Annotated in this window: 25 protein-coding genes and 1 pseudogene; 9 read left to right on the plus strand and 17 right to left on the minus strand. The window is 66.0% G+C overall.

The features are described 5' to 3' along the window. A complete protein-coding gene (locus ACP7AX_RS01705) occupies nt 1-597 on the plus strand; it encodes a dihydrofolate reductase family protein (protein ID WP_426225162.1) in 597 nt (198 codons plus the stop codon). A 182-nt stretch (nt 598-779) separates the two neighbouring features. Here the strand turns inward: ACP7AX_RS01705 and ACP7AX_RS01710 are convergent, their stop codons facing one another. Further along, complete coding sequence (locus ACP7AX_RS01710; RefSeq protein WP_426225163.1) at nt 780-1,424, minus strand: TetR/AcrR family transcriptional regulator; 645 nt, start codon at nt 1,422-1,424, stop codon at nt 780-782. 57 nt (nt 1,425-1,481) lie between these two features. On the opposite strand from ACP7AX_RS01710, the gene ACP7AX_RS01715 reads away from it, so the two are divergent. After that, on the plus strand, nt 1,482-2,174 hold the full coding sequence (locus tag ACP7AX_RS01715; protein WP_426225164.1) for a hypothetical protein: 693 nt from the start codon (nt 1,482-1,484) through the stop codon (nt 2,172-2,174). A gap of 14 nt (nt 2,175-2,188) precedes the next feature. After that, nucleotides 2,189-2,812 carry a hypothetical protein gene (locus ACP7AX_RS01720; protein ID WP_426225165.1) on the plus strand — a complete coding sequence of 208 codons (624 nt, stop codon included), beginning with the start codon at nt 2,189-2,191 and terminating at the stop codon, nt 2,810-2,812. A 14-nt stretch (nt 2,813-2,826) separates the two neighbouring features. Here the strand turns inward: ACP7AX_RS01720 and ACP7AX_RS01725 are convergent, their stop codons facing one another. After that, a complete protein-coding gene (locus tag ACP7AX_RS01725) occupies nt 2,827-3,774 on the minus strand; it encodes a 2-hydroxyacid dehydrogenase (protein WP_426225166.1) in 948 nt (315 codons plus the stop codon). Between the two features lie 84 nt (nt 3,775-3,858). Here ACP7AX_RS01725 and ACP7AX_RS01730 point away from each other — a divergent pair, with 84 nt between their 5' ends. Then, nucleotides 3,859-4,308, plus strand: a complete 450-nt coding sequence (locus ACP7AX_RS01730; protein ID WP_426225167.1) for an SRPBCC family protein — start codon at nt 3,859-3,861, stop codon at nt 4,306-4,308. On the opposite strand, the gene ACP7AX_RS01735 is transcribed toward ACP7AX_RS01730, so the two are convergent. Next, nucleotides 4,292-5,527, minus strand: coding sequence for a YncE family protein (locus ACP7AX_RS01735; protein ID WP_426225168.1), 1,236 nt, complete (start codon nt 5,525-5,527; stop codon nt 4,292-4,294). The two genes, ACP7AX_RS01730 and ACP7AX_RS01735, sit on opposite strands and share 17 nt — an antisense overlap. Before the next feature lie 44 nt (nt 5,528-5,571). Then, on the minus strand, nt 5,572-6,075 hold the full coding sequence (locus ACP7AX_RS01740) for a GNAT family N-acetyltransferase (protein ID WP_426225169.1): 504 nt from the start codon (nt 6,073-6,075) through the stop codon (nt 5,572-5,574). A 270-nt stretch (nt 6,076-6,345) separates the two neighbouring features. Between ACP7AX_RS01740 and ACP7AX_RS01745 the strand changes: the two genes are divergently transcribed. Continuing rightward, on the plus strand, nt 6,346-6,795 hold the full coding sequence (locus ACP7AX_RS01745) for a nuclear transport factor 2 family protein (RefSeq protein ID WP_131682295.1): 450 nt from the start codon (nt 6,346-6,348) through the stop codon (nt 6,793-6,795). 67 nt (nt 6,796-6,862) lie between these two features. After that, nucleotides 6,863-7,312, plus strand: a complete 450-nt coding sequence (locus ACP7AX_RS01750) for a nuclear transport factor 2 family protein (RefSeq protein ID WP_131682296.1) — start codon at nt 6,863-6,865, stop codon at nt 7,310-7,312. 73 nt (nt 7,313-7,385) lie between these two features. Here the strand turns inward: ACP7AX_RS01750 and ACP7AX_RS01755 are convergent, their stop codons facing one another. The 6 genes and pseudogenes from ACP7AX_RS01755 to ACP7AX_RS01780 all read right to left on the minus strand — a co-directional run bounded on the left by ACP7AX_RS01755 (nt 7,386) and on the right by ACP7AX_RS01780 (nt 11,672). Next, complete coding sequence (locus ACP7AX_RS01755; RefSeq protein ID WP_426225170.1) at nt 7,386-8,018, minus strand: hypothetical protein; 633 nt, start codon at nt 8,016-8,018, stop codon at nt 7,386-7,388. 1,067 nt (nt 8,019-9,085) lie between these two features. After that, nucleotides 9,086-9,580 (minus strand): annotated as a pseudogene (locus ACP7AX_RS01760) (mycothiol transferase); the annotation flags it as partial. Nucleotides 9,581-9,686: 106 nt separating this feature from the next. After that, complete coding sequence (locus tag ACP7AX_RS01765; RefSeq protein WP_426225171.1) at nt 9,687-10,148, minus strand: SRPBCC family protein; 462 nt, start codon at nt 10,146-10,148, stop codon at nt 9,687-9,689. A gap of 73 nt (nt 10,149-10,221) precedes the next feature. Next, complete coding sequence (locus ACP7AX_RS01770) at nt 10,222-10,599, minus strand: VOC family protein (protein WP_426225172.1); 378 nt, start codon at nt 10,597-10,599, stop codon at nt 10,222-10,224. Between the two features lie 258 nt (nt 10,600-10,857). Next, nucleotides 10,858-11,202: a DUF1801 domain-containing protein gene (locus ACP7AX_RS01775; RefSeq protein WP_131682300.1), complete on the minus strand. Its 345-nt coding sequence runs from the start codon at nt 11,200-11,202 to the stop codon at nt 10,858-10,860. A 134-nt stretch (nt 11,203-11,336) separates the two neighbouring features. Then, complete coding sequence (locus ACP7AX_RS01780) at nt 11,337-11,672, minus strand: cupin domain-containing protein (RefSeq protein ID WP_426225173.1); 336 nt, start codon at nt 11,670-11,672, stop codon at nt 11,337-11,339. Between the two features lie 62 nt (nt 11,673-11,734). On the opposite strand from ACP7AX_RS01780, the gene ACP7AX_RS01785 reads away from it, so the two are divergent. Continuing rightward, entirely contained in the window at nt 11,735-12,058 is a 324-nt protein-coding gene (locus tag ACP7AX_RS01785) for a hypothetical protein (protein WP_426225174.1), read from the plus strand. 43 nt (nt 12,059-12,101) lie between these two features. Here ACP7AX_RS01785 and ACP7AX_RS01790 read toward each other — a convergent pair whose 3' ends face one another. The 3 genes from ACP7AX_RS01790 to ACP7AX_RS01800 all read right to left on the minus strand — a co-directional run bounded on the left by ACP7AX_RS01790 (nt 12,102) and on the right by ACP7AX_RS01800 (nt 13,685). Next, nucleotides 12,102-12,725, minus strand: coding sequence for a dihydrofolate reductase family protein (locus ACP7AX_RS01790; protein ID WP_426225175.1), 624 nt, complete (start codon nt 12,723-12,725; stop codon nt 12,102-12,104). A 56-nt stretch (nt 12,726-12,781) separates the two neighbouring features. Continuing rightward, nucleotides 12,782-13,105, minus strand: coding sequence for a hypothetical protein (locus ACP7AX_RS01795; protein WP_426225176.1), 324 nt, complete (start codon nt 13,103-13,105; stop codon nt 12,782-12,784). A gap of 112 nt (nt 13,106-13,217) precedes the next feature. Beyond that, complete coding sequence (locus ACP7AX_RS01800; RefSeq protein WP_426225177.1) at nt 13,218-13,685, minus strand: SRPBCC family protein; 468 nt, start codon at nt 13,683-13,685, stop codon at nt 13,218-13,220. Nucleotides 13,686-13,830: 145 nt separating this feature from the next. Here ACP7AX_RS01800 and ACP7AX_RS01805 point away from each other — a divergent pair, with 145 nt between their 5' ends. Continuing rightward, nucleotides 13,831-15,015: a metallophosphoesterase family protein gene (locus tag ACP7AX_RS01805; RefSeq protein ID WP_426225178.1), complete on the plus strand. Its 1,185-nt coding sequence runs from the start codon at nt 13,831-13,833 to the stop codon at nt 15,013-15,015. A gap of 39 nt (nt 15,016-15,054) precedes the next feature. On the opposite strand, the gene ACP7AX_RS01810 is transcribed toward ACP7AX_RS01805, so the two are convergent. Beyond that, the gene (locus tag ACP7AX_RS01810; protein ID WP_426225179.1) at nt 15,055-16,416 is read right to left on the minus strand and encodes an MFS transporter; all 1,362 of its coding nucleotides are present in this window, start codon (nt 16,414-16,416) and stop codon (nt 15,055-15,057) included. A 57-nt stretch (nt 16,417-16,473) separates the two neighbouring features. After that, nucleotides 16,474-16,830 carry a GNAT family N-acetyltransferase gene (locus tag ACP7AX_RS01815; RefSeq protein ID WP_426225180.1) on the minus strand — a complete coding sequence of 119 codons (357 nt, stop codon included), beginning with the start codon at nt 16,828-16,830 and terminating at the stop codon, nt 16,474-16,476. Between the two features lie 139 nt (nt 16,831-16,969). Here ACP7AX_RS01815 and ACP7AX_RS01820 point away from each other — a divergent pair, with 139 nt between their 5' ends. Beyond that, on the plus strand, nt 16,970-17,299 hold the full coding sequence (locus ACP7AX_RS01820; protein ID WP_426225181.1) for a DUF6457 domain-containing protein: 330 nt from the start codon (nt 16,970-16,972) through the stop codon (nt 17,297-17,299). A 25-nt stretch (nt 17,300-17,324) separates the two neighbouring features. Here ACP7AX_RS01820 and ACP7AX_RS01825 read toward each other — a convergent pair whose 3' ends face one another. Next, entirely contained in the window at nt 17,325-18,218 is an 894-nt protein-coding gene (locus ACP7AX_RS01825) for a hypothetical protein (RefSeq protein ID WP_426225182.1), read from the minus strand. Between the two features lie 37 nt (nt 18,219-18,255). After that, entirely contained in the window at nt 18,256-20,559 is a 2,304-nt protein-coding gene (locus ACP7AX_RS01830) for an FdhF/YdeP family oxidoreductase (RefSeq protein WP_426225183.1), read from the minus strand. Between the last annotated feature and the right edge of the window lie 236 nt (nt 20,560-20,795).

Here is a 20,795-nt window from a genome sequence, read left to right on the forward strand (position 1 = left end):
ATGAGCCGAGTCACGTGCGATCTGACCATCTCCCTCGACGGCTACCTCGCCGGCCCGAACCAAAGCATGGCCGAACCGTTGGGCGAGGGGGGCGAGAGCCTCCACCGGTGGCAGTTCGAAGAACCTGAAGCCCATGCAGCCGAAAGGGAAGGCATCCTCGCAGCTGGAGCCTTCATCATGGGCCGGAACATGTTCGCCGGGCCCGGTCCCGGGCCGTGGGCTGAGGACTGGCGGGGCTGGTGGGGAGAGGAGCCGCCTTATCATGCACCGGTCTTTGTACTCACCCACCATGAACGCGGGCCCCTGAAGATGGAGGGCGGCACCACGTTCAACTTCGTCACCGGCGGGATCGACACCGCGCTGGCCCAGGCCAGGGAGGCCGCCGGCAGCAAGGACGTGGCCATTGCCGGCGGAGCCCAGACCGCCCGGCAGTTCCTATCAGCGGGTCTGATCGACGAGCTGCGGCTCCACATCGCGCCCATGATCCTGGGAGGTGGCGAGCGGCTGCTCGACGGCGTCGGGAGCCTCAACCTTGAGCCGACGGAAGTTCGCAGCACCAGCCTGGTCACCCATATCCGGTACCGGGTGCTCCACTAAGCAACGCTCCGGCGCAAACTCAGTGCTCCTGAATATATCCCGGGGAAGCTTCGAGTGGGCTTCTGAGGAACGCTCTGTCACATCCCGTCGGTTTTTGTACGACGCTCTTGCAGTTGCGGACCCGGCGGACGATCGAACTGCCAGGGCGTTCCCCAAAATCCTGCAGGAAGTGCCAGAGGGTGTCAGGCCGGGTGCGCCAGGAGCATCCCGGGAAGAACATTTTCCAGCCAGGCCATGATCTGCTCGTGGCTCCACCCGTGCTCGGCCGAAAGCTTGTGGTACGTACCGTCGCCGTAAACGGTTAGGAACACGTCGGTAAGTTCGTCCAAGGACTGCCCAGCCCGCAGAGTTCCCTTGTCCGCCAGCATGTGCAGAACCTCGCCGAACCCGGCGCGGCGAAGATTCTCATGGTATTCGTACGTTCGTCGCACTTCGCTGTCCGTCAGGGCAGCGGCGCGGAGCACCTCGGAAACGGCTGCGGCGCGCGCAAAAACATCACCGGCGCCCCGGATGAAGATCCGCAGGGCTTCCGCCGCATTGGGCTCCGCCACCATTTCCGCCCACCATTCCCGGGCCTGCGGCGGGCGGGGATCCTCGTCCCCAAGGACCGCGGCGTCGATCACGGCGCTGATCAGCTCGGGCTTGGTGTGGAAAACGAAGTACACGGTCTGGGAAGCCACCTTGGCATGGCTCGCGATCCCGGCCATGGTGGCGCCGTGGAATCCCCGCTCAATGAATTCCTGGTGCGCGGCTTGGACGATCCTGCGCCTGGTGGCGTCGGCTTTTTGCCTGCGAACGTTATTGACGGGTGGTGTCTGCGGGGCCATATTTAGATTGTCACACTAGAGCGTTACTCTAGCAAAATTTTCCGAGAAGGAACTGTCATGACTTTGCAGAACGAACACCGCTTATCCACCATCCGGACCGCTGGCCTGCTTTGCTTCTGGACAGCGGTTCTGGGTGCGGCGTCCGGTGTCTTTTTGGCCTTCATTGAGCCCGTGGTACCCGAAAGCCAATGGAGTTATCCCCTGGATGTCGGTGCCTTCACCGTTATCCAGGTGTGGTTCGCGGTGCAGCATCTGGGCCTCCTGTTGGGCCTTATGGCCCTCCGCTGGACCGGAGCGCTGGGCCTGGGGACTCCTGGACGCATCGCCCAAATCGTCGCCGTAGCGTGCATGGCTGCTTTCGCGGCAGCGGAACTCGCGGCCATAGCCGCCGCCGCAGACTCCCAGGAGTCGGCTCTCGCCGGTCTTCTGGGCGTCGCGTACGGCATTATCAGCGTGGTGCTCGGTGCCGCCCTGATCGTGGCGGGCATGGCGGTGCTGCGTGCCCGGGTGTGGAAGGGCTGGCGGCGCTTGATTCCGCTTGCACTGGGCCTCTGGGTCTTCGTGCCCATGCTTCCGGCGCTGGCGCTATCCTTCACTGGCGCCAGGTTCGCCATCGCCGGCTGGATGCTTCTCTTCGCTGCCTTGGGCTGGGCACTGGTGAGGCCCTCCGCAGCACCCGAGCGGGTACAAGCCGGCTCCGGGCAGCCTAGCCGAAGCCGTCACCCCTCTTGGCCTAACCCGGCGCCTTAGGTCAGGGGAACCCCATGAAAACGCAACCCCTCGCCGCGCACCCTACGGCGCTCATCGCGATCGGTGCCGTCGGCGGACTCGCATGGGCCGCCGGCTTCCGCGCCTACATGGTGGAACTGGCCGGCCCGGCATCCACATTCGGCTGGTGGGGGACGTTCGGGGCTGTCCTCGTGCCAGGCGCTGTCGTTGGCGGATTGCTGGCGTGGGCGGAGGCCCTCCGGCACGACGGCGGCCGGCAGCACTGGCGCTGGCTCGCACTTGCACCCCTTGTTTTCGCCATCGCGCCGATGCTCATGCCGGGCGCTGTCACCGCCCTCCTGACGGAAGGCCTCGGCGGCGGGGCGATCGCCGTCGCCCTGATTGCGATCGGCGGGGGCTTCGGGCTGTCCCGCCGCGGCCCGCTTTGGGCGAGGCTGCTCTGCGGCCTCGCCAGTGCAGCCCTGGCTGCGGGGGTCGTCCTGGCCGGGCCCGGAATCGCTGGCGCTCGGCTCGCCCTGACGGAACCGCGCGGCGCGTGGGTGGCACTCCTGGCTGCGACGTTCTTAGTTGTCCTCGCCCTCGCCTCGTCCATCCCCCACCGGCCAACTCAAGACCCGGCCCACAGCGAGGCGGCAATCGATGCCAAGTCCCGCCGTTGATATCGGGGGGATTCCTAAACGCCGGCGGCCCCGCCCAGCACCACGTTGACCGGTTCCTGTCCGGCCTGCAGCAGCCCGATCTGCTTCCGGATCAGCCGCGCCATCCGCGGCAGCATGGCTGAGCTTGCCCCGCCCACGTGCGGCGTGATCAGCACACCCGGCACGTTCCAGAGCGGATGGTCCTGCGGCAGCGGTTCCGGATCCGTCACGTCCAAGGCCGCCCGCAGCCGGCCGGAGGAGGTCTCGTGCAGCAGGGCTTCGGTGTCCGCCACGGGCCCGCGGGCCACGTTCACCAGCAGCGCGCCGTCGGCCATCGCCGCCAGGAACTGGGCGTCCACCAGGTGGCGGGTCTGTTCGCTCAGGGGAACACTGACCACCACGATGTCGTGCAGCGGCAGCTGCTCGTACAGTGCATCAATCCCATGGATCCTGCCCCGCTCATCGTCGCGGCCGCGGCTGGCCAGCCGGGTCACCTCAGTTTCGAACGGCAGCAGCCGCGCCTCAATCGCCTTCCCCACGCCGCCGTAGCCCACCAGCAGCACGCGTCTGTCCGCCAGGCTGGCACGCTGCGAGTTGTCCCAGGTGCCCGTCGCCGCATTCCGCACAAAGTCCGGGATGCCCCGCTGGCTGGCGATGATCATGCCCACCGCAAGTTCCGCCGTCGACGTCTCATGGACGCCGGCGGCATTCGCGAAACGGCACCCCGGCGGCAGAACGGCGGCCACGCCGTCGTACCCGATCGACTGGCTCTGCACCAGCCCCACGTCCACGGAATCCAGCGCCGTGAGCGGCCCTGTGCCGCCCATGTACGGCGGCACCACCAGGTCCAGCCGCTCCGCCGGGGCAGGACCGGTCAGGTCCCACAGCAGAAGTTCGACGCCGGCAGACGGCTCAAGCGCCGCCAGCAGTTTCTGATCGGGCAGGCTTACCCGCAGTCTCCGTGACGCGGCCAGATCGGGCATGGATGGCTCCTTCTCTCAGTTCACCTGACAGTTAACCAGTCGGCCGGCCTTCCGTGCGCGTCCGCCGGGTGCAAGAGTTGGACAATGACTGAGCAAACCGGCGGACTGGTCCTGAATCTGGAGTGCACCCTCACCGCTCCCCCGGAACGCACTTTCAAAATGCTGACCGAAGCCTCGGAATTGGTGAAGTGGTGGGGGCCGCACGGTTTCATCATCCCCGCCGCCGACGTGAACCTGGTGGTGGGCGGACGCTACCGGTTCCGCATGACGCCGCCGGACGGCGAGCCCTTCCACCTCTCGGGGGAGTACCTGGAGATCGATCCGCCCTGGCGCCTGGTCTACACCTTCAACTGGGAGGAACCCACCCCGGACGACGGCGAGACAGTGGTGGACCTTTCGCTCGGGAGCGCCGGGCCCGGCACCCGCCTGGTGCTCTCGCAGGGGCCTTTCCTGACGGAGGAGCGGCTGGCCCTGCACCGGGACGGCTGGACGGAATCCTTCGAGAAGCTGAAGACGGTCACTGACCCTGACTGAGCGTCCACGCCGGAACGTCCGGCTGGACCTTCCGCCGGCGCCGCGCCACCGCGATCAGGGCACCGGCGCCGCCAAGGAGCACCACTGCTGCCGCGGCGGCAATTACCGGAAGACCCGGTGTCATGGGAGCGCCGGAGGAGCCGCCGTCGGACCCCTGGGCCTCCGCCCCCGGCCCGCCGGCGTCGGGCACCACGGCAGGAGACGGCACAGGGCCGGGCCCCTCCGGTGCGGTACCAATCACCGTCAGGGACCTGCCGCCCCGGTTGACCACCACCACTGATCCGTCGGCCCGGACCGCCATCCGGCCCGGGTCCTCGCCGGTGGGGATTGTTTCCGCGACGGCGTCTGCGCCGGGCGGGATGACCGAGACTGTATTGTTCGAACTGTTGGACACGTAGACGGTGCCGTCGGGGGCGGCCACCACCTCCTGCGGCGCGCCGCCCACGGGGATCCGCCGGGCCACTTCAGTTCCGTCTTTTTCGATGACCGCGACGTCGTTGGTCAGGATGTTTGTGACATACACGGTTCCGTCCGGGGCCGCCGCGATGCCGTGCGGGTGTGCCTTCGCGCCCACGCTGATGGTGTGCGACGGGCTGGGCGAACCCGCGGGGACCACGGTCACTGTGCCTTCATACTCATTGGCCGCATAAAGCGTGCCATCATTGGCCACCGTCACCTCCACCGGATACGGCCCTGCCTGGATGGTGCGCTCGGTCCACGTCCGGCCGGGCGGGACCACCGAGACGCTCCCTTCAGCAGGGTTGGCCACGAACAGCGATCCGTCCGGTCCTGCCGTGAGCCAGTGGTTGCCCGGGGTGACGGCGATGGCAAAGTCCGTTGTGGCTTTACCGGCGGAAACCACGCCGATCTGGGCCTGGCCCGAGTCCGTCGTCTGCAGCACGTAAAGCGTCCCGTCCTTCGTCATCGCCAGGGATGAGGGAAAGCGCCCCACTGTGATGGTGCGGGATGCCCGGGTTTTTCCCGGCTCGAAGACGGCGACGCCGCCAGCCCAGTGGTAATCGCTGACGTACAGCGTCCCGTCCGGCGCGGACACCACGCCCAGGGGCTGGAGGCCGATACCCACCTCGGCTGCGTCATGCGCCGTTGCGTCGTTGGCCAGCGCCGGAAGCGCGACGACGGCGGGTCCCAGCAGGAGCCCGGCCGCCGCCAGCAGTGCCGTGGTGGCGCGGAATGCGCGGCGCAGTAGCAAAGTATTCATCATTTCCCCCAAACCGCCGCTGACCTGCGGCAACGCCTTCGATCCTAGCCGTCCCCCGAGGGCCGGACCATCCGGACTTCGGGGAGTTCTTCCCATTCGGGCGGCAGCAGGCCGCGCTTCCCGTCGGGGCGGAAACCGTGCTTGCGGTAGAAGGAGAGCGCACGCGGGTTGTCCTCCAGCACCCAAAGGTAGGCCGGGCCTTCACCGATGGCGGCACCCAGCAAAGCCGTGCCCAGACCGCTGCCGTGCGTCCGCCTGAGCGTGTACAACGAATACAGCTCCAACGCTTCAGGGCCGTCATCATCCCGTCCCGGCCCGGCGTCGGCAAACCCCACCAGTTCACCGTCTGCATCGAAGGCGATGATCCGCGGATCAGCGCTTGCCAGGGACGGCCGGCGGCGCTCCACCCGTTCGGGAATCGCGGCACGCCGGGCGCGGAAAAACTCCGCCGACAACCGCTCTCCGTACGCCTCCTCGTGGGCAAGGGTGTGCATGAGCACCAGCGCCTCGGCGTCCTCCGGGGTGGCCTGCCGGATGTGAAAGTCCATCAGCCCAGCCTAACCAGCATCTTCATCCGGGCCGCCTTCACCCGGCCCGGGCAAGCCACTCAGGCCGGCAGCCCTCATGCCAGGCTCCCTCGGCGACGTTGTGCCGGCCCTGCTGGCGCTGATTGCCCTGCCGTTTTAAGGGAGGGTAGTCCCGTTCGTTGACACTCCCGGGCGGCGGGCATGTACTTAAATTGGCTCCCTCAGGAGAGCCAAAACCAGGAAGCGGCCCACGCTTCCGTGCGGCCGCCCTTAACCAAATGGAGGTCGAAAATGGGACAGGCACGCGAGGTCATGGACCGGTTTACCGCGGCCATGGATACACAGGACAGGGACATGTTGGCGCGGAGCTTCGCCGATGAGGCCGTCATCTTCACCCCGGATGAAGGCAAGATCACCGGGCGGGACAAGATCACCAACTATCTGTACCAGTTCTGGGATGCATTCCCGGACATCAAGTATGAGTACACAGCCAAGCACGAGGCCGGGGATGTGGCAATCGATGAGGGCTACGTCGTCGCCACGAACACCGGACCCATCAGGTTGCCCTCCGGCGAAACCGTGCAGCCCACCGGCAAGAAGATCAGGGTCAGGAGCTGCGATATCGCCGAGGTGGAAGGGGGACAGATCAAGTCCCACCACTTCTACTTCGACCAGCTCGAATACATGGGACAGCTGGGACTGCTCCCTGAATCGCTGAGCAGGCAACTGTCCAGCCACTAGAAGGATGCTGTTGGCGGCTGGCGGGCAACCTGCCCGCCAGCCGCCTTCAATTACAAGGAGGTCGAAAATGGGACAGGCACGCGAGGTTATGGACCGGATAACCGCGGCCATGAATGCAAAAGATAAAGACATGATGGCGCGGTGCTACGCCGACGAAGCCGTCCTCGTCACCCCTGACCGGGGTGAGATTACCGGGCGTGACAAGATCACCAGCTATCTTTTCCAGCAGTGGGATGCCATGCCGGACGTTCACTACGAGTCAGTGCGGCAGTATGAGTCCGGGAATACGGCGATCGATGAGGGCATCGTCACCGGGACAAACACCGGGGAGCTCAAGCTGGCAAGCGGACAAAGCCTGGCGCCCACCGGCAAGAAGATCAGGGTCCAAAGCTGTGACGTGGGCCGGGTCGAAGACGGAGCCTGCGTCTATCACCGCTTCTATTTCGACCAGCTGGAGTTCATGGCACAGGTTGGAATGCTGCCGGAATCCATGACCCAGCAACTGTCCAGCCACTGAATTACCGTGCGCGGCTGGCGGGCAGCGCGGACTCGCCCGCCAGCCGTCGCTCCATGCTGGCTGCCCGTGGCATCTAGCCGTGGGTCACTGCCGCACCAACCAGCCCGAACAGTGTCCCGGCCGCCACGGCAATCAGGGCGCGTCTCCGGGCGGGATACAGCCAGCGCACGGCAAAAACTGCACCCGCGAATATGAGGCCGTTGACCACGCTCAGGATGACCGCCACCCATTCGCCCCCGGTGGACACCCCGAATCCCCCGCCGCTGCATCCGCTGACCCCGCACCACATAAAGCCGGCAACGAGCCATTGCGGCAGAGTTAGCCCCACAGCCAACGGGACTGCCCACCACAGTTGCTTTACGTTCCCGTTGACACCCCGGGGCTGCACTGCCTTGGGAGTGCTCGTGGCAGCCTCTCGCCGGGGTTTGCCCTTCCTGCTGAGGACAATCCACCGGAACACCGCTGCGTTGACCACCGCCAGGGCGAGATAGCCCAGGTAGAAGAGCAGCGCCGTCGGGCTTAACCCGCCGAAACTGAACTCCCGCGGCCACGGCGGACGCGGCAGATCCAGCAGGATGCCCACCACCGAGTACGCCGCCGAAACGGGCAACGTCAGCAGCATCAGCGCCCGCAGCAGCCACAGATGGTCCAGCCCCAGACTGAGCGCGCTGTTCAGAAGGGCCACGGCAACAGCGGCAGCTGTCACCGACAGATAGATTACGACGGCGGCACTTGCCCAGCGGGGCAGTGACCTTTTGTCCGGCCTGGATTCCCTATGCACAACGTCCCCCTGATCGCCGTTCCGGCTCGGGCAGACTCCGCCGGCACTCTGATGGTCGCACGCTGTATGCCTTGCACCGGGGACGTCAGCACAGAGCAACAAGGTCCGGCTTACTTCACCCAGCCAGATTTCTGCAGCCAGTCGGTGAGGATGGGCATGACAACAGAGCTGTGCATGGCTCCCAGGTGGTCCAGGCCCGGCAGGACTCTGACGTCCCACCCCGCTTTGGTCAGTGTCCCCTGGTGCCGGGCCAAGGGCTCCCCGATTCTCACGAGGACGCCACCCCACAACGGCTTGTAGTCGATGCTGTCCTCGGCGCCGGCGAACGCGAGCCGCGGCAGGTCTGCAGGGAGGACGGCGGCAATATCGTCAAAGTCCTGAAGCGCTTCGTACAGGGTGACAAACTGTTGCGTCTGCTCCTCCGTGGTCTGCACGGACACGGAGTCCCAGTCCCCCGGCTCGGGCTCCGGGACCGTCGCGGCCCGCGCGCCGGCCGCCTTCCCCGACATCACATGGGCTGCCCGGGTGACCGTCAGCATGCTCTGGTACGGGCCGTCCAGCGGCGGGAAGCCGCCCATGGCGAGCGCCCGGAGCCGGTCTGTGCGCAGTGCGAGCTGCAGGCCGCTCAAGGCCAGCCAGGAATAGCCGTAATAGGCGAAGGTTTCGGCGCCTGCGGCGTCCGCGATGGCCAGCAGGTCCGCCGCGATGTTCTCCGGGGTCAGCGTCGCCGGTGCCGGGTGCGCCATCCTGTGGGCCTCGTAGTCGGCCGCGATCACCAGGTTCGTCTTGGCCAGTCCGTTGATGAGGTTGGGCCCCAGGTCCGGGTCTCCTCCCCACTGCCGCAGCGTCTCCGCTTCCGCCGCCGTGTGCGGCGCCAGGCTGACCGGCAGCAGGATGGCCGGTCCTCCTCCGCGGATGGTGAGCAGAATAGTGGTGCCGTCGTGCAGGACAGCCTCAGCTTTTCCCGTTATGGGCATGCCGTTTCGTTCGGGCTTCAGGCCCTTGGCGTACGCCGCCTGGCCCACGTGCTGGAGGCAGTCAGCCACGGTGCTGACCAGCCGCACGCCCAGGGTCACCGGAGGATCCCAGCTCTCGTCGACCACGCGGTCCAGGTCCTCGGCGCCAAGGGTTTCAAGGAATCCGGCCGTCTGCCGGTGGACGGCGCCGTAGTACTCGAGCAATAGGTCCGGTTGTGCCCGGACCGCGTCCACCTGATCAGTCGTATGGCCGTAGCCGGTGTCCCGTTTGGAACGTGGAAGGCCGAACCGGTCCACAAATCCTTGGGCGGTCCAGACCTGTTTCAGGCCGGCGGCGGAAGCCACCTGTGCGTCCTCTACGCGGCCGAGGTGCCAGATCAGCCAGGCGATGGAATTCCCGGTGCCGCCCGGCCGGCGGGTCAGGGCTTCGTCGTCGAGCCCTTCCAAGACGGCTTCGACCGCCTCGCGGATCCGGCCGAAGGCGTCCAGCAGCAGTTCGTTCGATTCCATGGCATCCCCTCACTGCGCGTGGCCGCCGCGTGCAACACTGCACATTGTCGGTGAGGCCCATGCTAGCCCCGGGGCGCGCCGATTGCGCCCCCTGCGCCAAACCTTCTCAGTGCTGCCGGCGGGCCGGGGGCTTCCCGGCCTCCCGCTCCACAATGGCCTTGAGGTTCGCGAGTTCCTTCCGGGCTTCCGATCCGCTGAGGATGGCGCGCTCCACGAGCCGGCCCACCAGGCCAAGCCCGCGGGGCCAGTGCGTCTCGACCCGAAGGCGAAGCAGCGTGCCGTTCCGTTCGGGCAGTAGCCGGCTGTCGACGTCGAACGTCAGCCCGAAGTAGGCCACGCTCCGGGTGACCAACCGGTGCGGCGGGTCCGCCGAGAGCACCGTGGTGCGGGCGGTACCGGGGCCCCGGGTGGAGGTATAGATGGAGCCGGGTTGATCTCCGGCGCCCTCGATACGAACGATAACGGGCGAGCCGGTCTGCCACTCGGGCAAGCGGGACGGGTCGGCATAGACCCGCCAGACATCCTCCGGCGAAGCCTTGATCCACTCCGAGTATTCAAGGGCGCCCATATGTTGCCCTGTTTCCTGATGGGGCCCAGAGCCAGCGCGGGCTCTGGGCCTCATCAGGGCTTATGGCTGGTGCCTAGGTACGCTGCGAAAGGCTGAGGATGTTCCCTTCGCTGTCCAGGAACCAGGCGCCCTTTCCCCATTCATTATCGACAACGCCGTTTTCCGTCTTCAGCCCGGGCATGTCGTACTCCTCGAAGACGACGCCCTTGGCCCGCAGCTCCTCCATCTCGCGTTCAAGGTTGTCCGTTTCCCAGCCCATCTGGGTGTTCTTGGCCGTCCCCGCATTTTCCGTCTGGTAGATCAGGAAGCGCGTTCCGTCGCCGCCACGGTAGACGAGGCTGTCCTGTACGGTTTCGGAAGGTTCCATTCCCAGCTTGTCCCGGTAGAAATCCTTTGCCCTGTTGATGTCCTTCGCGGGAAGGACAGCTATAAGTGCTGAATCCTTGAGCATGGTGAGTTCCTTCTGTGCATCAATGTGTGGCGATGATGGCGATGCTCTCCCCCTGGTGCTGGTCCCGGAACTGCCCGGTCGCGGGTCCGCGTGGCCGCCCGTTGCGCCAAGTGCCGGGGCGGCCGCCTGGGACTCTGCAACGCCCCGCCAGCCATCATTGGCGCGAGGGTCCCCGAAGGTTATGTGGCCATTATGGAACGTTCCGGGGCAGACCGAAATAGGGGATTGCTGGCGCTTGCCAGGAGGGGTTGCGGAGCCCTACTTAAGGATCTCGGCCCGCCGCAGCCTGACAATTTCCGTCACCACGTCCTCCGGCAGGGGATGCTCGGCGGTGAAGCGGATGGTCCCCTTGGAGAGCGAGTACCCCTCCAACCGGTCCGCGACGGCGTCGATCACCGCCGGGGAAAAGGGAAACACCGAGAGGTGCTTCGCGGCCGCCGTGACGCCGAGGAGCGGTTTGCCCTCAAACCGGAGGGCAGGCATTCCGTAACTCATGCCCTCCTCAGCTTCAGGGACCACGGTCCGGGCGATCTCGATCACCCGTTGCAGGCAGCCGCGGTTGGGTTCAGGCAGTTCGGCCAAGGAATCGTCAACGGTGCCCATTCAGCGATTTTATTCCTGCCGGTCCGGCGGGAGTAGGCGCACCTGCGACCTGGCGCTGCGCTCCCCGGGCGTGTACCGCCGTCGCAATTCCCGCCGCTGTAATTCCCGACGGCGGCACCCGGCAGGCTGAGCCGCTACCGGTCGGTCTTGACCACCGTGAAGAGGACGGCCGAGTCCTCTTCCGCCTCGAGGCTGTGCAGCCCGTTCGGCACGATCAGCAGGTCCCCCGCCTTGCCCTGCCAGGACTCGCTGCCCGCCTTCAGCCAAACGGAGCCCTGCAGCACAAAGACCGTGGCTTCGCCCGGATTCTGATGTTCGCTGAGCTGCGTGCCGGCCCGGAAAGCCATCACGGTCTGGCGGAGCCTCTTCTCGTGCCCGCCGAAGGCGGTATCTGCGGCGCGGCCGCTGGGGGCTGCCACTGCGGCTGTGATCTGCTGGCGGGCCAGGGCTTGGATCGATATCTTTTGCATGTGGCCACCGTACCGCGCGGCCGCAGGTCCAGTCCTCTAGCCACCCGCGGGATAATGGAACCATGACCTATCAGGATCAGGACCGGGACCCCTGGGAGGAGTTCGATCGGCTCAAGCCCGCCGCCCCGGACCGTGTTGAGGGCTACCCCGGAGGCGAGCCGGTGGGATTCGGCTTCCGGACCGGCGTGCGCAGCGCCAAGGTGGCCATCGGGTTCGCCGTCTACGCGCTGGTCCTGGGCACCACACTTGTCCTCACCGGCACTGTGGTGTTCATCGCGCAGGGCGACTGGCTGCTGCTGGCCCTCATGGCCGTCATCGAGGCCATCTTCATCTACGCGTTCATCCGCCTGGTGCGGCAGGCCCGCACGCGCCGCACCTCAAGGTAAGACGGCGTCGATCCCGGCACACGGTCCGCCTGGTGTTGGAGCCCTAACCCTCCTGGTCGATAGCGGACATGTCGCCGACGCCGGGCGTGCCGTCGGCGAGCGTATAGCGCTGCAGCACCGCACCATTCGGCGAAGCAATGACGGGTTCGATGAGCCGCAGGTTGGTCGGAACCACACCGCCGTCGAAGACCTTCTTCCCGTTGCCGAGGAGGATCGGGTACACCCACAGCGTGAGCCGGTCAAAGAGCCGCTCGGCGAGCAGGGTCTGCACGAAGTTGAGACTGCCGATGACGTGGGTGTTCTCATGCCGGTCGCGCAGTTCGCGGACAGCAGCGGCGACATCCGGACCGAGCAGCGTGGATCCGGCCCACTCAAGGGTTGGATTCGTGCGTGAAGCCACGTATTTCGGAAGCCGGTTGAACAGCTCTGCAATATCCCCTCCGGCGTGCGGCCAGTACCCGGCGAAGATGTCGTAGGTCTTGCGGCCAAGCAGCAGGGCGTCCATCCCCTCCATTCCGGCGTCAATCTGCCCGCCGACCACTTCGTCGATGAGGGGCGCCTGCCAGCCGCCGAACGAAAAACCGCCTTCAGTATCCTCGTTGGGTCCGCCGGGTGCCTGCGCGACCCCGTCGAGCGTGGTGAACAGGTCAATGTGGATGAGTCCCATGCCGTGCTCCTTCTCTGCAGCCCGCCGTCGGCTCTGACAGCGGGGTCAGTTCCTGCCTAGGACCGTGCGGCGCGGATGGACCGGCGGACCGCGGAGCCGATCACCGAAAGGACCGGCACCAGGCACACCAGCGCGACGATGGTGTTGGGACGGAATACCGCCTGCCCGCCGACGTTCCGGTAGACACCCAGCGGCAGCACCATGCCGCCACCGCCGCCGCCGGACGAACCGCCCTCGGCATCATTGCCGCCCCCGAAACCGTAGGAAACGAGGGCAACGGGGATGACTTCCTCCCCGCCGATCTGGAGGGGTTGGCCGTAGGCCTTGGACACGCCGACATTCTTCATAGCGTCCACCAGGAACGAAAATGTATCAGCCATGGATCCACCATAGGCGCGGGTCACGGCGATAACTATGGGGATTATGGCCCTTCAAAGTCCCAGAGAAAGGCCCACCGGGAGGTCTGTGAGGCCCGCCGACCGACCACAGGCGTCAGGCTTTGTTGGCCTTCGCCGCTGCCGCGAGGGACGCCAGCCCGCGCTCGAAGTCTGAACCGACCAACTTGTCCATGTTCATGAACAGGGCAAAGACCTTTGCCAGCCCCTTGTTCTCACCGGTCATCCGCCACGTGACCCGGGTGCCGCCGTCGGCCGGTGTGAACGTGAACGTGGTGGGGTTGACGGCTTTAAAGGGTTTGGTGAATTCCAGCCTGACCTTGATGCTCCGGGGTGCATCCGACTCGATGATTTCCATGTTGCCGCTGCCTGCTTTGCGGTTGCCGCTCCATTTGTACTTCGCGCCGACGCCGGCATCGTTGCCCGAGTAGGAGCGGTCCATGGTGGGGTCCACGGCCTCCCACGGTGACCATTTGGTCCACTCGTGAAAGCTGTTGACCAGCGGAAAGACCGATTCCGCAGGGGCGGGAATGAGGGCGCTGCGCGTAACTTCGTATGAGGACATGCGGCCATCATAGGCGCCCACGGTGCGGGCGCAAGGTGTGCTGCACGCGACGTTCACCGGAAGTTTCAGGGAGGGATGCTTCCCCCTTCTACGCTCACCTGAGCGGCGGCCTGAACCAGGGCCGCCACAGTGACGAGAGGCAGTAATGAACACCGGAATCCACCAGGCCAAACTGAGCAGGCGAGCGGCCCTGGCCGCCGCCGGAACGCTAGGAGCGCTGGGACTGACCGTCGCCTCCGGAGTTGCGAGTAACGCAGCACCGGGCACAAAAGCACCCAAGCCCACCCTTGCCTTTCGCCCGGATGGCCGGTTCAAGGTAGTCCAGTTCAACGACACCCAAGACGACGAACAGACCGACCGCCGCACCATCGAACTCATGGACAAAACCCTGGAAGCGGAACAGCCCGACTTCGTGGTGATCAATGGGGACGTCATCAACGGTGACTGCAATACCGAACTGGACGTCAAGCAGGCACTGAACCACGTGGTCCAGCCCATGGAAAGCAGGAAAATTCCGTGGGCCATTACGTTCGGCAACCACGACGAGGATTCAGTGTCCCGGACCGGCATGTCCGAGGCCAGGATGCTGCAGTTCCTGCAGACCTACGAGTTCAACGTCAACGGCGATTCCACCGACGGTCTGACCGGCACTTCGAACTCTCTACTGCTGGTGCAGTCCGCCAAGACCAAAGCGCCCGCTTTCGGCCTCTGGCTCATCGATACCGGACGCTACGCTCCGGACACCATCGACGGTCAAGACTTCCAAGGCTACCCGGACTGGGACTGGGTACGCATGGACCAGGTCACCTGGTACCGGAACATGTCCATCGCCACGGAGCAAAAGTACGGCAAGAAGATCCCGTCCCTCATGTGGGGCCACATTGCCCTTCACGAGCACCGCAACATGTGGTTCGCCAGCCTGGACTCACGCACCGACGCCGACCACGCCCGTGCACTGACAAGGCACAGCATTGTGGGCGAAAGGAACGAGGATGAGTGCCCGGGTCCCATCAACTCCGGACTCTTCAGCGCCTTCTTGGAGCGCGGAGACGTCAAGGGCTACTTCGTGGGCCACGACCACGTGAACACCTACGTGGGCAACTACTACGGCGTGCAACTCGGCTATGCACCCGGAACCGGGTTCGGCGCCTACGGCCTGTCCGGCGCTGAGCGAAACCGCCTCCGCGGTGCACGTGTTTTTGACCTGGACGAGAACCACCCGGGCATCTACAAGGACACGCGACTTGTCCTCGCCAAGGACCTGGGCATCGACCTGACCGCCAACGACCAGCCGATCGTTCCCCAGCCGCTCAACCCCGCGCAGCTCTAGCTTTCAGCTTGCGCAGGAGGTGGGGGCGGCGGAGGAACGTTAGTCCGTCCGCTCCCGCCACAGCAGGGTCACGCCGAACACCACCGCGCTGAGCACCAGCATGGCGAGCACCATCTGCCCCCAGCTCTCCTGGTCCACACCGCCGCCCGCGAAGACGCCAATAAGGACGGTGGCGGTAATCGCCCCCACATAGCGGCACGTTTGGAAGATCCCCGCGGCCACACCGCGCTCCTGCGGCTGCGTGGACACGAACATGCCCTGGTTCGAGGCGATGCTCACCACGCCATACGGAATGCCGATCAGCGCCGTCAGCGCCAGGACCAGCGGAATGGCCAGTGACGCGGTGAGGAGCCACATGAGGCCTGCCGCCCCGGTAAGAAGTACGACGCCGGCAATCATCACCCGCCGCACGCCGAACCGGCCCATGGCCCGGACAGCCCACGGCGTCGCCAGAACGGACAGGGTGGCCATTGGCAGCATCAGCAGGCCCACCAGCCCGGGATCGTAGCCGCCGGCTTCCTGCAGGAGCTGGGGCAGGCCAAAAAACACGAAGTAGTACACGCCGTTGAACACCGCAAAGCCCACGTACACGAGCATGAGGGGGCGGTTGCGGCCCAGCAGGCGAAGGTCCAGGAACGGCGGCCTGAAGCGCAGCTCCCGCCAGGCAAAGAGGGCGGCCACCACGGTGCCGGCCCCCAGCAGGTACCAGCGGTAGCCCGGGGCGACGTCCAGCAGTGCCATCATCACCAGGAGCAGGGAGCTGACAAAGGCCAGGATGCCCGGGATGTCCGAGTCGCGCAGCAGTTCCGCGAGGCTCCCGCGTTCCCTTGCCGCGTCTGCCGGCGCTGTCTGCCGCACGATCAGCAACGCCGCCAGTGCCAGCGGAACGTTGACCAGGAACAGCGCCTCCCAGCCCACGAAGCCCACCAGCAGTCCGCCAAGCACCGGCCCCACCGCTGCCGCCGAGGTGTTGGCCATCTGGATCCGGCCCAGCGGGCGTGCGGACTCCAGCCTGGCGCGGTGCGCTATGTCACCCACCATCACCACGGCGCTGGGGTACGCGGTCGCAGTTCCAAGCGCCATCACAGCCCGCGCCACGCACAGCAACGCGAAGTTCGGCGAAAAGGGCGCCAGCGCACAAGTGACGGCCACCAGGGCCATGCCCAGCATAAACATCCGCCGCGGCCCGAACCTGTCAGCGAGCCGCCCCATCAGCGGCTGGCCAGCGGCCGAACTCAGGTAAAAGGAGGTGACCACCCAGGTGACCGTGGCGACGTCGAGCCCGAAATCCGCCCGCAGCACCACCAGGGCCACGGCGATCATGGACGAGTTCAGCGGGTTCAGCGCCGTGCCCAGGCTGAGGCCGGCCACCGCCAGGCCGGTCCGGGGTTTGTTGCTCACGGAAACAGTCTGGTGCACGAGGCCGCTGAACTGCGACTTCGTGAACCTCCGCGGCCCTTAGGCCTTGGCGGCTCTGGCGGCCAAAGCGTCCTCCAGGAACTGCAGGTGCGCCGGAGTGATGGCAACCTTGCTGCCCGCATATTCCGGGTGCTTGGTCAGGAACTTCTTGATGTACGGGCACACCGGCACGATCCCCAGGCCGGCTGCCACGGTGTCGTCGAGAGCGAACGTGGCGAGTTTCCCGGCGAGGCCCTGGCCGCCGTATTCCTCGTTGATCACCGTGTGGTAGAAAATCCGCTGCGGTGCGCCGCCGCCGTCGTACTTCTTGTACGCCGCCTTGCCGATCGCGTTTCCGGCCACGAGCACTTCAAAGCGCTCACGCTCAGGGTTGTGGCGGACGGTGAATTCAGTCATCGGGATCTCCTGGGTAGCTGCTCATGCCAGCGTAACCGGTGACTTAGCCAGTCATCACTTGTAGTGTCGGGGACAGCGGTGCAGGACGCCCAGCGGCCCGAGCATCAGTGATCCCGAGCACCAGAACTTAGGAGTAAACATGGCTGTCACCGACGACGAAGCACAGGTCCTGGACCAGTGGACCCACCGGCTGGCCCAGGCGCTTCAGGTCCTGGACCTGGACGTGGACCAGGAACTCCTGCTTGACCTGGCCAGGAAGTCAGCCGGTTCCGTGATCCACGCGGCCGCCCCCGTGACCACGTTCCTGGTGGGCTATGCGGCCGGGCTGGAAGCCGGAACCGGGAGCGCCGGCTCGAAAGACTCCTCCACTGCCGCTGTTTCCAAAGCGGCCGACGTCGCGTTTCAGCTGTGCGGGGACGGTCACGACGGCGGCCCGGCGGCTCAGGGCTGGGCCGACACGGGCCAATAAATCAGGGCTCCCCCGGCTGGCGGTCCTAGGAACGCTGCCGGCGGGTCCTGTCCTGCCGGGCACGCCGTTTCCGCTCCCGCTCCCCGGCTGCGTATTGCTTGCGTTCCAGTTCCCGGCCGGATGGCTTTTCCGGGCCGGGTCTGCGGGTCACCGGCGTGGCCTGTCCGGTGGTCCGGGGCAGCTGCAGCGGGATCCAGCCGGCCAGGACGCAGAGTCCGGCCAAGGCAAAGGCGTGCGGTCCCCACCAGAACATGGTGGCCACCGCTGCGGCGCCGAGCACACCGGTGAGCCAGTGACCCATCACCCCATGGTGAAAGTCAGTGAGCCATCCGGTTTCGATGCCGATCGCGTAGAACCACGCCACGGAGGCAGCCAGCAGGGTGTAGGCGGCAACATCCCAGCCAGGTTCGCGTGCCAATGCCGAAAAACACAGTGCGCCGAACCCGGCGGCGAGCAGCAGACCGGCCGGTACGCCCTTCCAGCCGCCCACGATCGCGGCCCCCGCCACGCCGGAAATCAGGATGGCGAGGAATATCAGCCCCGCGAAGGCAGCCACAAACAGGTCCCCGGCCCGGTCCCAGCTGCCGGGCATGAAATCCTCGAACGGGGCAAGCCCGGCCATCAGTGCAGCGAGGCCCACCAGGACGAAGGCCAGGGACATGGCAACGCGCATCGCCAGCTGCGTGCCCGTGGGACGGAACCATTCGCCGTTCGGATCAAGCCAGTGCGTAGCGGCCCGGGAGAACATGGAGAGGAAGAAAGGGATCAGCAGGCCGGGCGCCAGGATGTACAGGATGGAGCCCGCCCAAGGGTTACCCGGCGCCCAGCCGAGGGCCGGGATGGTGAGCAGGCAGCCAATCGTCGCCAGGACGGCCAGGCCCGCAATGATCCAGGACGCAGTGAACAGACCCGTGAGCATTGCGCTGCCGCGCCCTATGAGGACGGGCGGGCCGCCCTCAGGCACCGGCGACCGGCTCCAGCCGCACGATGATGGCCTTGGACACCGGCGTCTGGCTACCCTCGGCGACGCTCTCCAGCGGGACCAGCACGTTGGCCTCCGGGTAGTAGGCCGCCGCGCAGCCAACCGCCGTGGGGTAGGAAACCACCCGGAAGTTCCGCAAGACGCGCGCCACGTTGTCCTTGTACACGCCGTGGATGTCCACGTGCTGCCCGTCGTTGAGGCCCAGTTCGGCCAGGTCTTCCGGACTGACGAACACCACTTCGCGGCCCTTTTTGATGCCCCTGTAGCGGTCGTTGTTGCCATAGATGGTGGTGTTGAACTGATCGTGCGAGCGCATGCTCTGCAGGATCAGGGTCCCCGCGGGCCGTTCCACATGCTCCAGTTCGTTCACCGTCAGCATCGCCTTGCCCGTGGGCGTGTTGAACGTCCGGGAGTCCCGCGGCCCGTTGGGCAGGACAAAGCCGCCGTCCTGCCGGATCTTCCGGTTGTAGTCCTCGCAGCCACTGACCACCTGGGAGATGTGCTCCCGGACCAGGTCGTAGTTCTTCTCGAACCCGGCCCAATCCGCCTGGACCGAATCACCCACCACCTTGTTGGCCAGCCTGCTGACAATGGCCACCTCTGACAGGAGGCCAGGCGCTACCGGCTCAACCGTTCCGTGCGAGGCGTGGACGGCGCAGACAGTGTCCTCGACCGAGACGAACTGGGGACCGGATTCCTGCAGGTCGATCTCCGTGCGTCCCATCGTGGGCAGGATCAGCGCCTCGGCGCCGGTGACGGTGTGGGAACGGTTCAGCTTGGTGGAAATCTGGACCGACAGCTCGGTGTTCTCCATGGCGGCGATGCCGGCGTCGGTGTCGGACATGGCGCCCACGAAGTTTCCGCCAAGGCCGAGAAAGACCTTGATGCCGCCGTCGCGCATTTGCCGGATGGTTTCGACGGCGTCAATGCCGTGTTCACGCGGCGGTTCGAACTTGAACTCTTTGCCCAAGGCGTCCAGGAAGGCCGGCGGCATCTGTTCCCAGATGCCCATTGTCCTGTCACCCTGGACGTTGCTGTGGCCGCGGATGGGGGACGCGCCGGCGCCAGGTTTGCCGATGTTGCCGCGGAGCAGCAGCAGGTTGATGATCTCCTTGATGGTGGCCACGCCCTTTTTGTGCTGCGTAATTCCCATGGCCCAGGTGATGATCACCTTTTCGGCCCTGAGGTAGCGCTGGGCCAGTTCGTCGATCTCCTCGACCCGCAGCCCGGTGGCTTCTTGCACTGCTGCCTCGTCCAGCCCGGCCAGGTGCTCGCCCAACTCCTCAAGCCCCTGGCAGTGCTCGGCCAGGAAAGCGTGGTCCAGCACGGACCCGGGATTCGCGGCCTCGGCGTCCAGGACCCGTTTGGAGACCGCCTGCATCAGAGCCATGTCCCCGCCGATGCGGACCTGCAGGAACTGGTCTGCAATCTGCGTGCCGCGGCCCACAATTCCCTTCACCTTCTGCGGATTCTTGTAGCGCATCAGCCCGGCCTCCGGCAGCGGGTTGATTGCCACAATGTCCGCGCCCGCTTCCTTGGCCTCTTCCAGCGCCGTGAGCATCCGGGGATGGTTGGTGCCGGGGTTCTGGCCCATGACGATGATCAGGTCCGCCTTGGCGAAGTCATCGTAGGAGATGGTCGCTTTGCCGATCCCGATGGTCTGCCCCATCGCCCAGCCCGAGGATTCGTGGCACATGTTGGAGCAGTCTGGCAGGTTGTTGGTGCCGTAGGAACGGACGAACAGCTGGTACAGGAACGCAGCCTCATTGGAGGTCCGGCCGCTGGTGTAGAAGGTGGCCTGGTCCGGGCTGGGCAGGGACTTGAGCTTGTCCGCGATGATGGTGAAGGCCTGCTCCCAGCTGACCGGCCGGTAGTGGTCCTCCCCCGCCGGCTTGTGGACAGGCTCGGTCAGACGCCCCTGCATTCCCAGCCAGTACTCGGACCGCTCACGCAGCGCGCTCACCGGGTGCTCGGCCCAGAATTCGGAGCCGATAACCACCGGGGTGGCTTCCCACGTGACCGCCTTGGCGCCGTTCTCGCAGAACTCGAAGGTTTTCCGGTGGCCGGGGTCCGGCCACGCACAGCTCATGCAGTCGAAGCCGTCTTTCTGGTTCAGCGCCAGGAGCGTCTTCCCGGCACGGCCAGGTCCCATGTGCTTGATAGCAGGCTCAAGGGAGTGGTAGACGCCCGGGACGCCGGCGGCCCACGTCTTCGGATGGCCGGTGACCTCAATGTCAGCCTCGTTGGCCTCTTCAACCTGCGGGTTCTTGCGCGTCACGCTGGATCTCCTTGGTTCTTGCCGGGACCGCAGGCACGCCGGGACCACCGGCGGAACGGTCGCTTTCCACACTTGTTCAGGGGACCCCGTAAGTCAAGGAAGACGCCCCCGACGGCGGTGGGCGCCGCCGTCGGAGACGGACATTCATTGGAGCGCACGACGGCGGCAGTCACCGCACGCTAGGCTTGTCACCACGGCTGAAGCAAGCGGCCGCAGGACCCATCCCCCGGAGCCAT

Origin of the sequence: Pseudarthrobacter sp. DSP2-3-2b1 (assembly GCF_049895945.1) — a bacterium.
Lineage (GTDB): Bacteria > Actinomycetota > Actinomycetes > Actinomycetales > Micrococcaceae > Arthrobacter.

What these genes read in the sequence shown, in the direction of transcription:
- ACP7AX_RS01750 (WP_131682296.1), top strand. Translation starts at nt 6,863, where the DNA reads ATGGGACAGGCACGCGAGGTTATGGACCGGATAACCGCGGCCATGAAT.
- ACP7AX_RS01775 (WP_131682300.1), bottom strand. Translation starts at nt 11,202, where the DNA reads ATGGGCACCGTTGACGATTCCTTGGCCGAACTGCCTGAACCCAACCGC.
- ACP7AX_RS01725 (WP_426225166.1), bottom strand. Translation starts at nt 3,774, where the DNA reads ATGCCCGATCTGGCCGCGTCACGGAGACTGCGGGTAAGCCTGCCCGAT.
- ACP7AX_RS01730 (WP_426225167.1), top strand. Translation starts at nt 3,859, where the DNA reads ATGACTGAGCAAACCGGCGGACTGGTCCTGAATCTGGAGTGCACCCTC.
- ACP7AX_RS01710 (WP_426225163.1), bottom strand. Translation starts at nt 1,424, where the DNA reads ATGGCCCCGCAGACACCACCCGTCAATAACGTTCGCAGGCAAAAAGCC.
- ACP7AX_RS01765 (WP_426225171.1), bottom strand. Translation starts at nt 10,148, where the DNA reads ATGGGCGCCCTTGAATACTCGGAGTGGATCAAGGCTTCGCCGGAGGAT.
- ACP7AX_RS01735 (WP_426225168.1), bottom strand. Translation starts at nt 5,527, where the DNA reads ATGAATACTTTGCTACTGCGCCGCGCATTCCGCGCCACCACGGCACTG.
- ACP7AX_RS01745 (WP_131682295.1), top strand. Translation starts at nt 6,346, where the DNA reads ATGGGACAGGCACGCGAGGTCATGGACCGGTTTACCGCGGCCATGGAT.
- ACP7AX_RS01800 (WP_426225177.1), bottom strand. Translation starts at nt 13,685, where the DNA reads ATGTCCTCATACGAAGTTACGCGCAGCGCCCTCATTCCCGCCCCTGCG.
- ACP7AX_RS01825 (WP_426225182.1), bottom strand. Translation starts at nt 18,218, where the DNA reads ATGCTCACGGGTCTGTTCACTGCGTCCTGGATCATTGCGGGCCTGGCC.
- ACP7AX_RS01785 (WP_426225174.1), top strand. Translation starts at nt 11,735, where the DNA reads ATGACCTATCAGGATCAGGACCGGGACCCCTGGGAGGAGTTCGATCGG.
- ACP7AX_RS01715 (WP_426225164.1), top strand. Translation starts at nt 1,482, where the DNA reads ATGACTTTGCAGAACGAACACCGCTTATCCACCATCCGGACCGCTGGC.
- ACP7AX_RS01740 (WP_426225169.1), bottom strand. Translation starts at nt 6,075, where the DNA reads ATGGACTTTCACATCCGGCAGGCCACCCCGGAGGACGCCGAGGCGCTG.
- ACP7AX_RS01795 (WP_426225176.1), bottom strand. Translation starts at nt 13,105, where the DNA reads ATGGCTGATACATTTTCGTTCCTGGTGGACGCTATGAAGAATGTCGGC.
- ACP7AX_RS01705 (WP_426225162.1), top strand. Translation starts at nt 1, where the DNA reads ATGAGCCGAGTCACGTGCGATCTGACCATCTCCCTCGACGGCTACCTC.
- ACP7AX_RS01780 (WP_426225173.1), bottom strand. Translation starts at nt 11,672, where the DNA reads ATGCAAAAGATATCGATCCAAGCCCTGGCCCGCCAGCAGATCACAGCC.
- ACP7AX_RS01770 (WP_426225172.1), bottom strand. Translation starts at nt 10,599, where the DNA reads ATGCTCAAGGATTCAGCACTTATAGCTGTCCTTCCCGCGAAGGACATC.
- ACP7AX_RS01805 (WP_426225178.1), top strand. Translation starts at nt 13,831, where the DNA reads ATGAACACCGGAATCCACCAGGCCAAACTGAGCAGGCGAGCGGCCCTG.
- ACP7AX_RS01720 (WP_426225165.1), top strand. Translation starts at nt 2,189, where the DNA reads ATGAAAACGCAACCCCTCGCCGCGCACCCTACGGCGCTCATCGCGATC.
- ACP7AX_RS01815 (WP_426225180.1), bottom strand. Translation starts at nt 16,830, where the DNA reads ATGACTGAATTCACCGTCCGCCACAACCCTGAGCGTGAGCGCTTTGAA.
- ACP7AX_RS01820 (WP_426225181.1), top strand. Translation starts at nt 16,970, where the DNA reads ATGGCTGTCACCGACGACGAAGCACAGGTCCTGGACCAGTGGACCCAC.
- ACP7AX_RS01790 (WP_426225175.1), bottom strand. Translation starts at nt 12,725, where the DNA reads ATGGGACTCATCCACATTGACCTGTTCACCACGCTCGACGGGGTCGCG.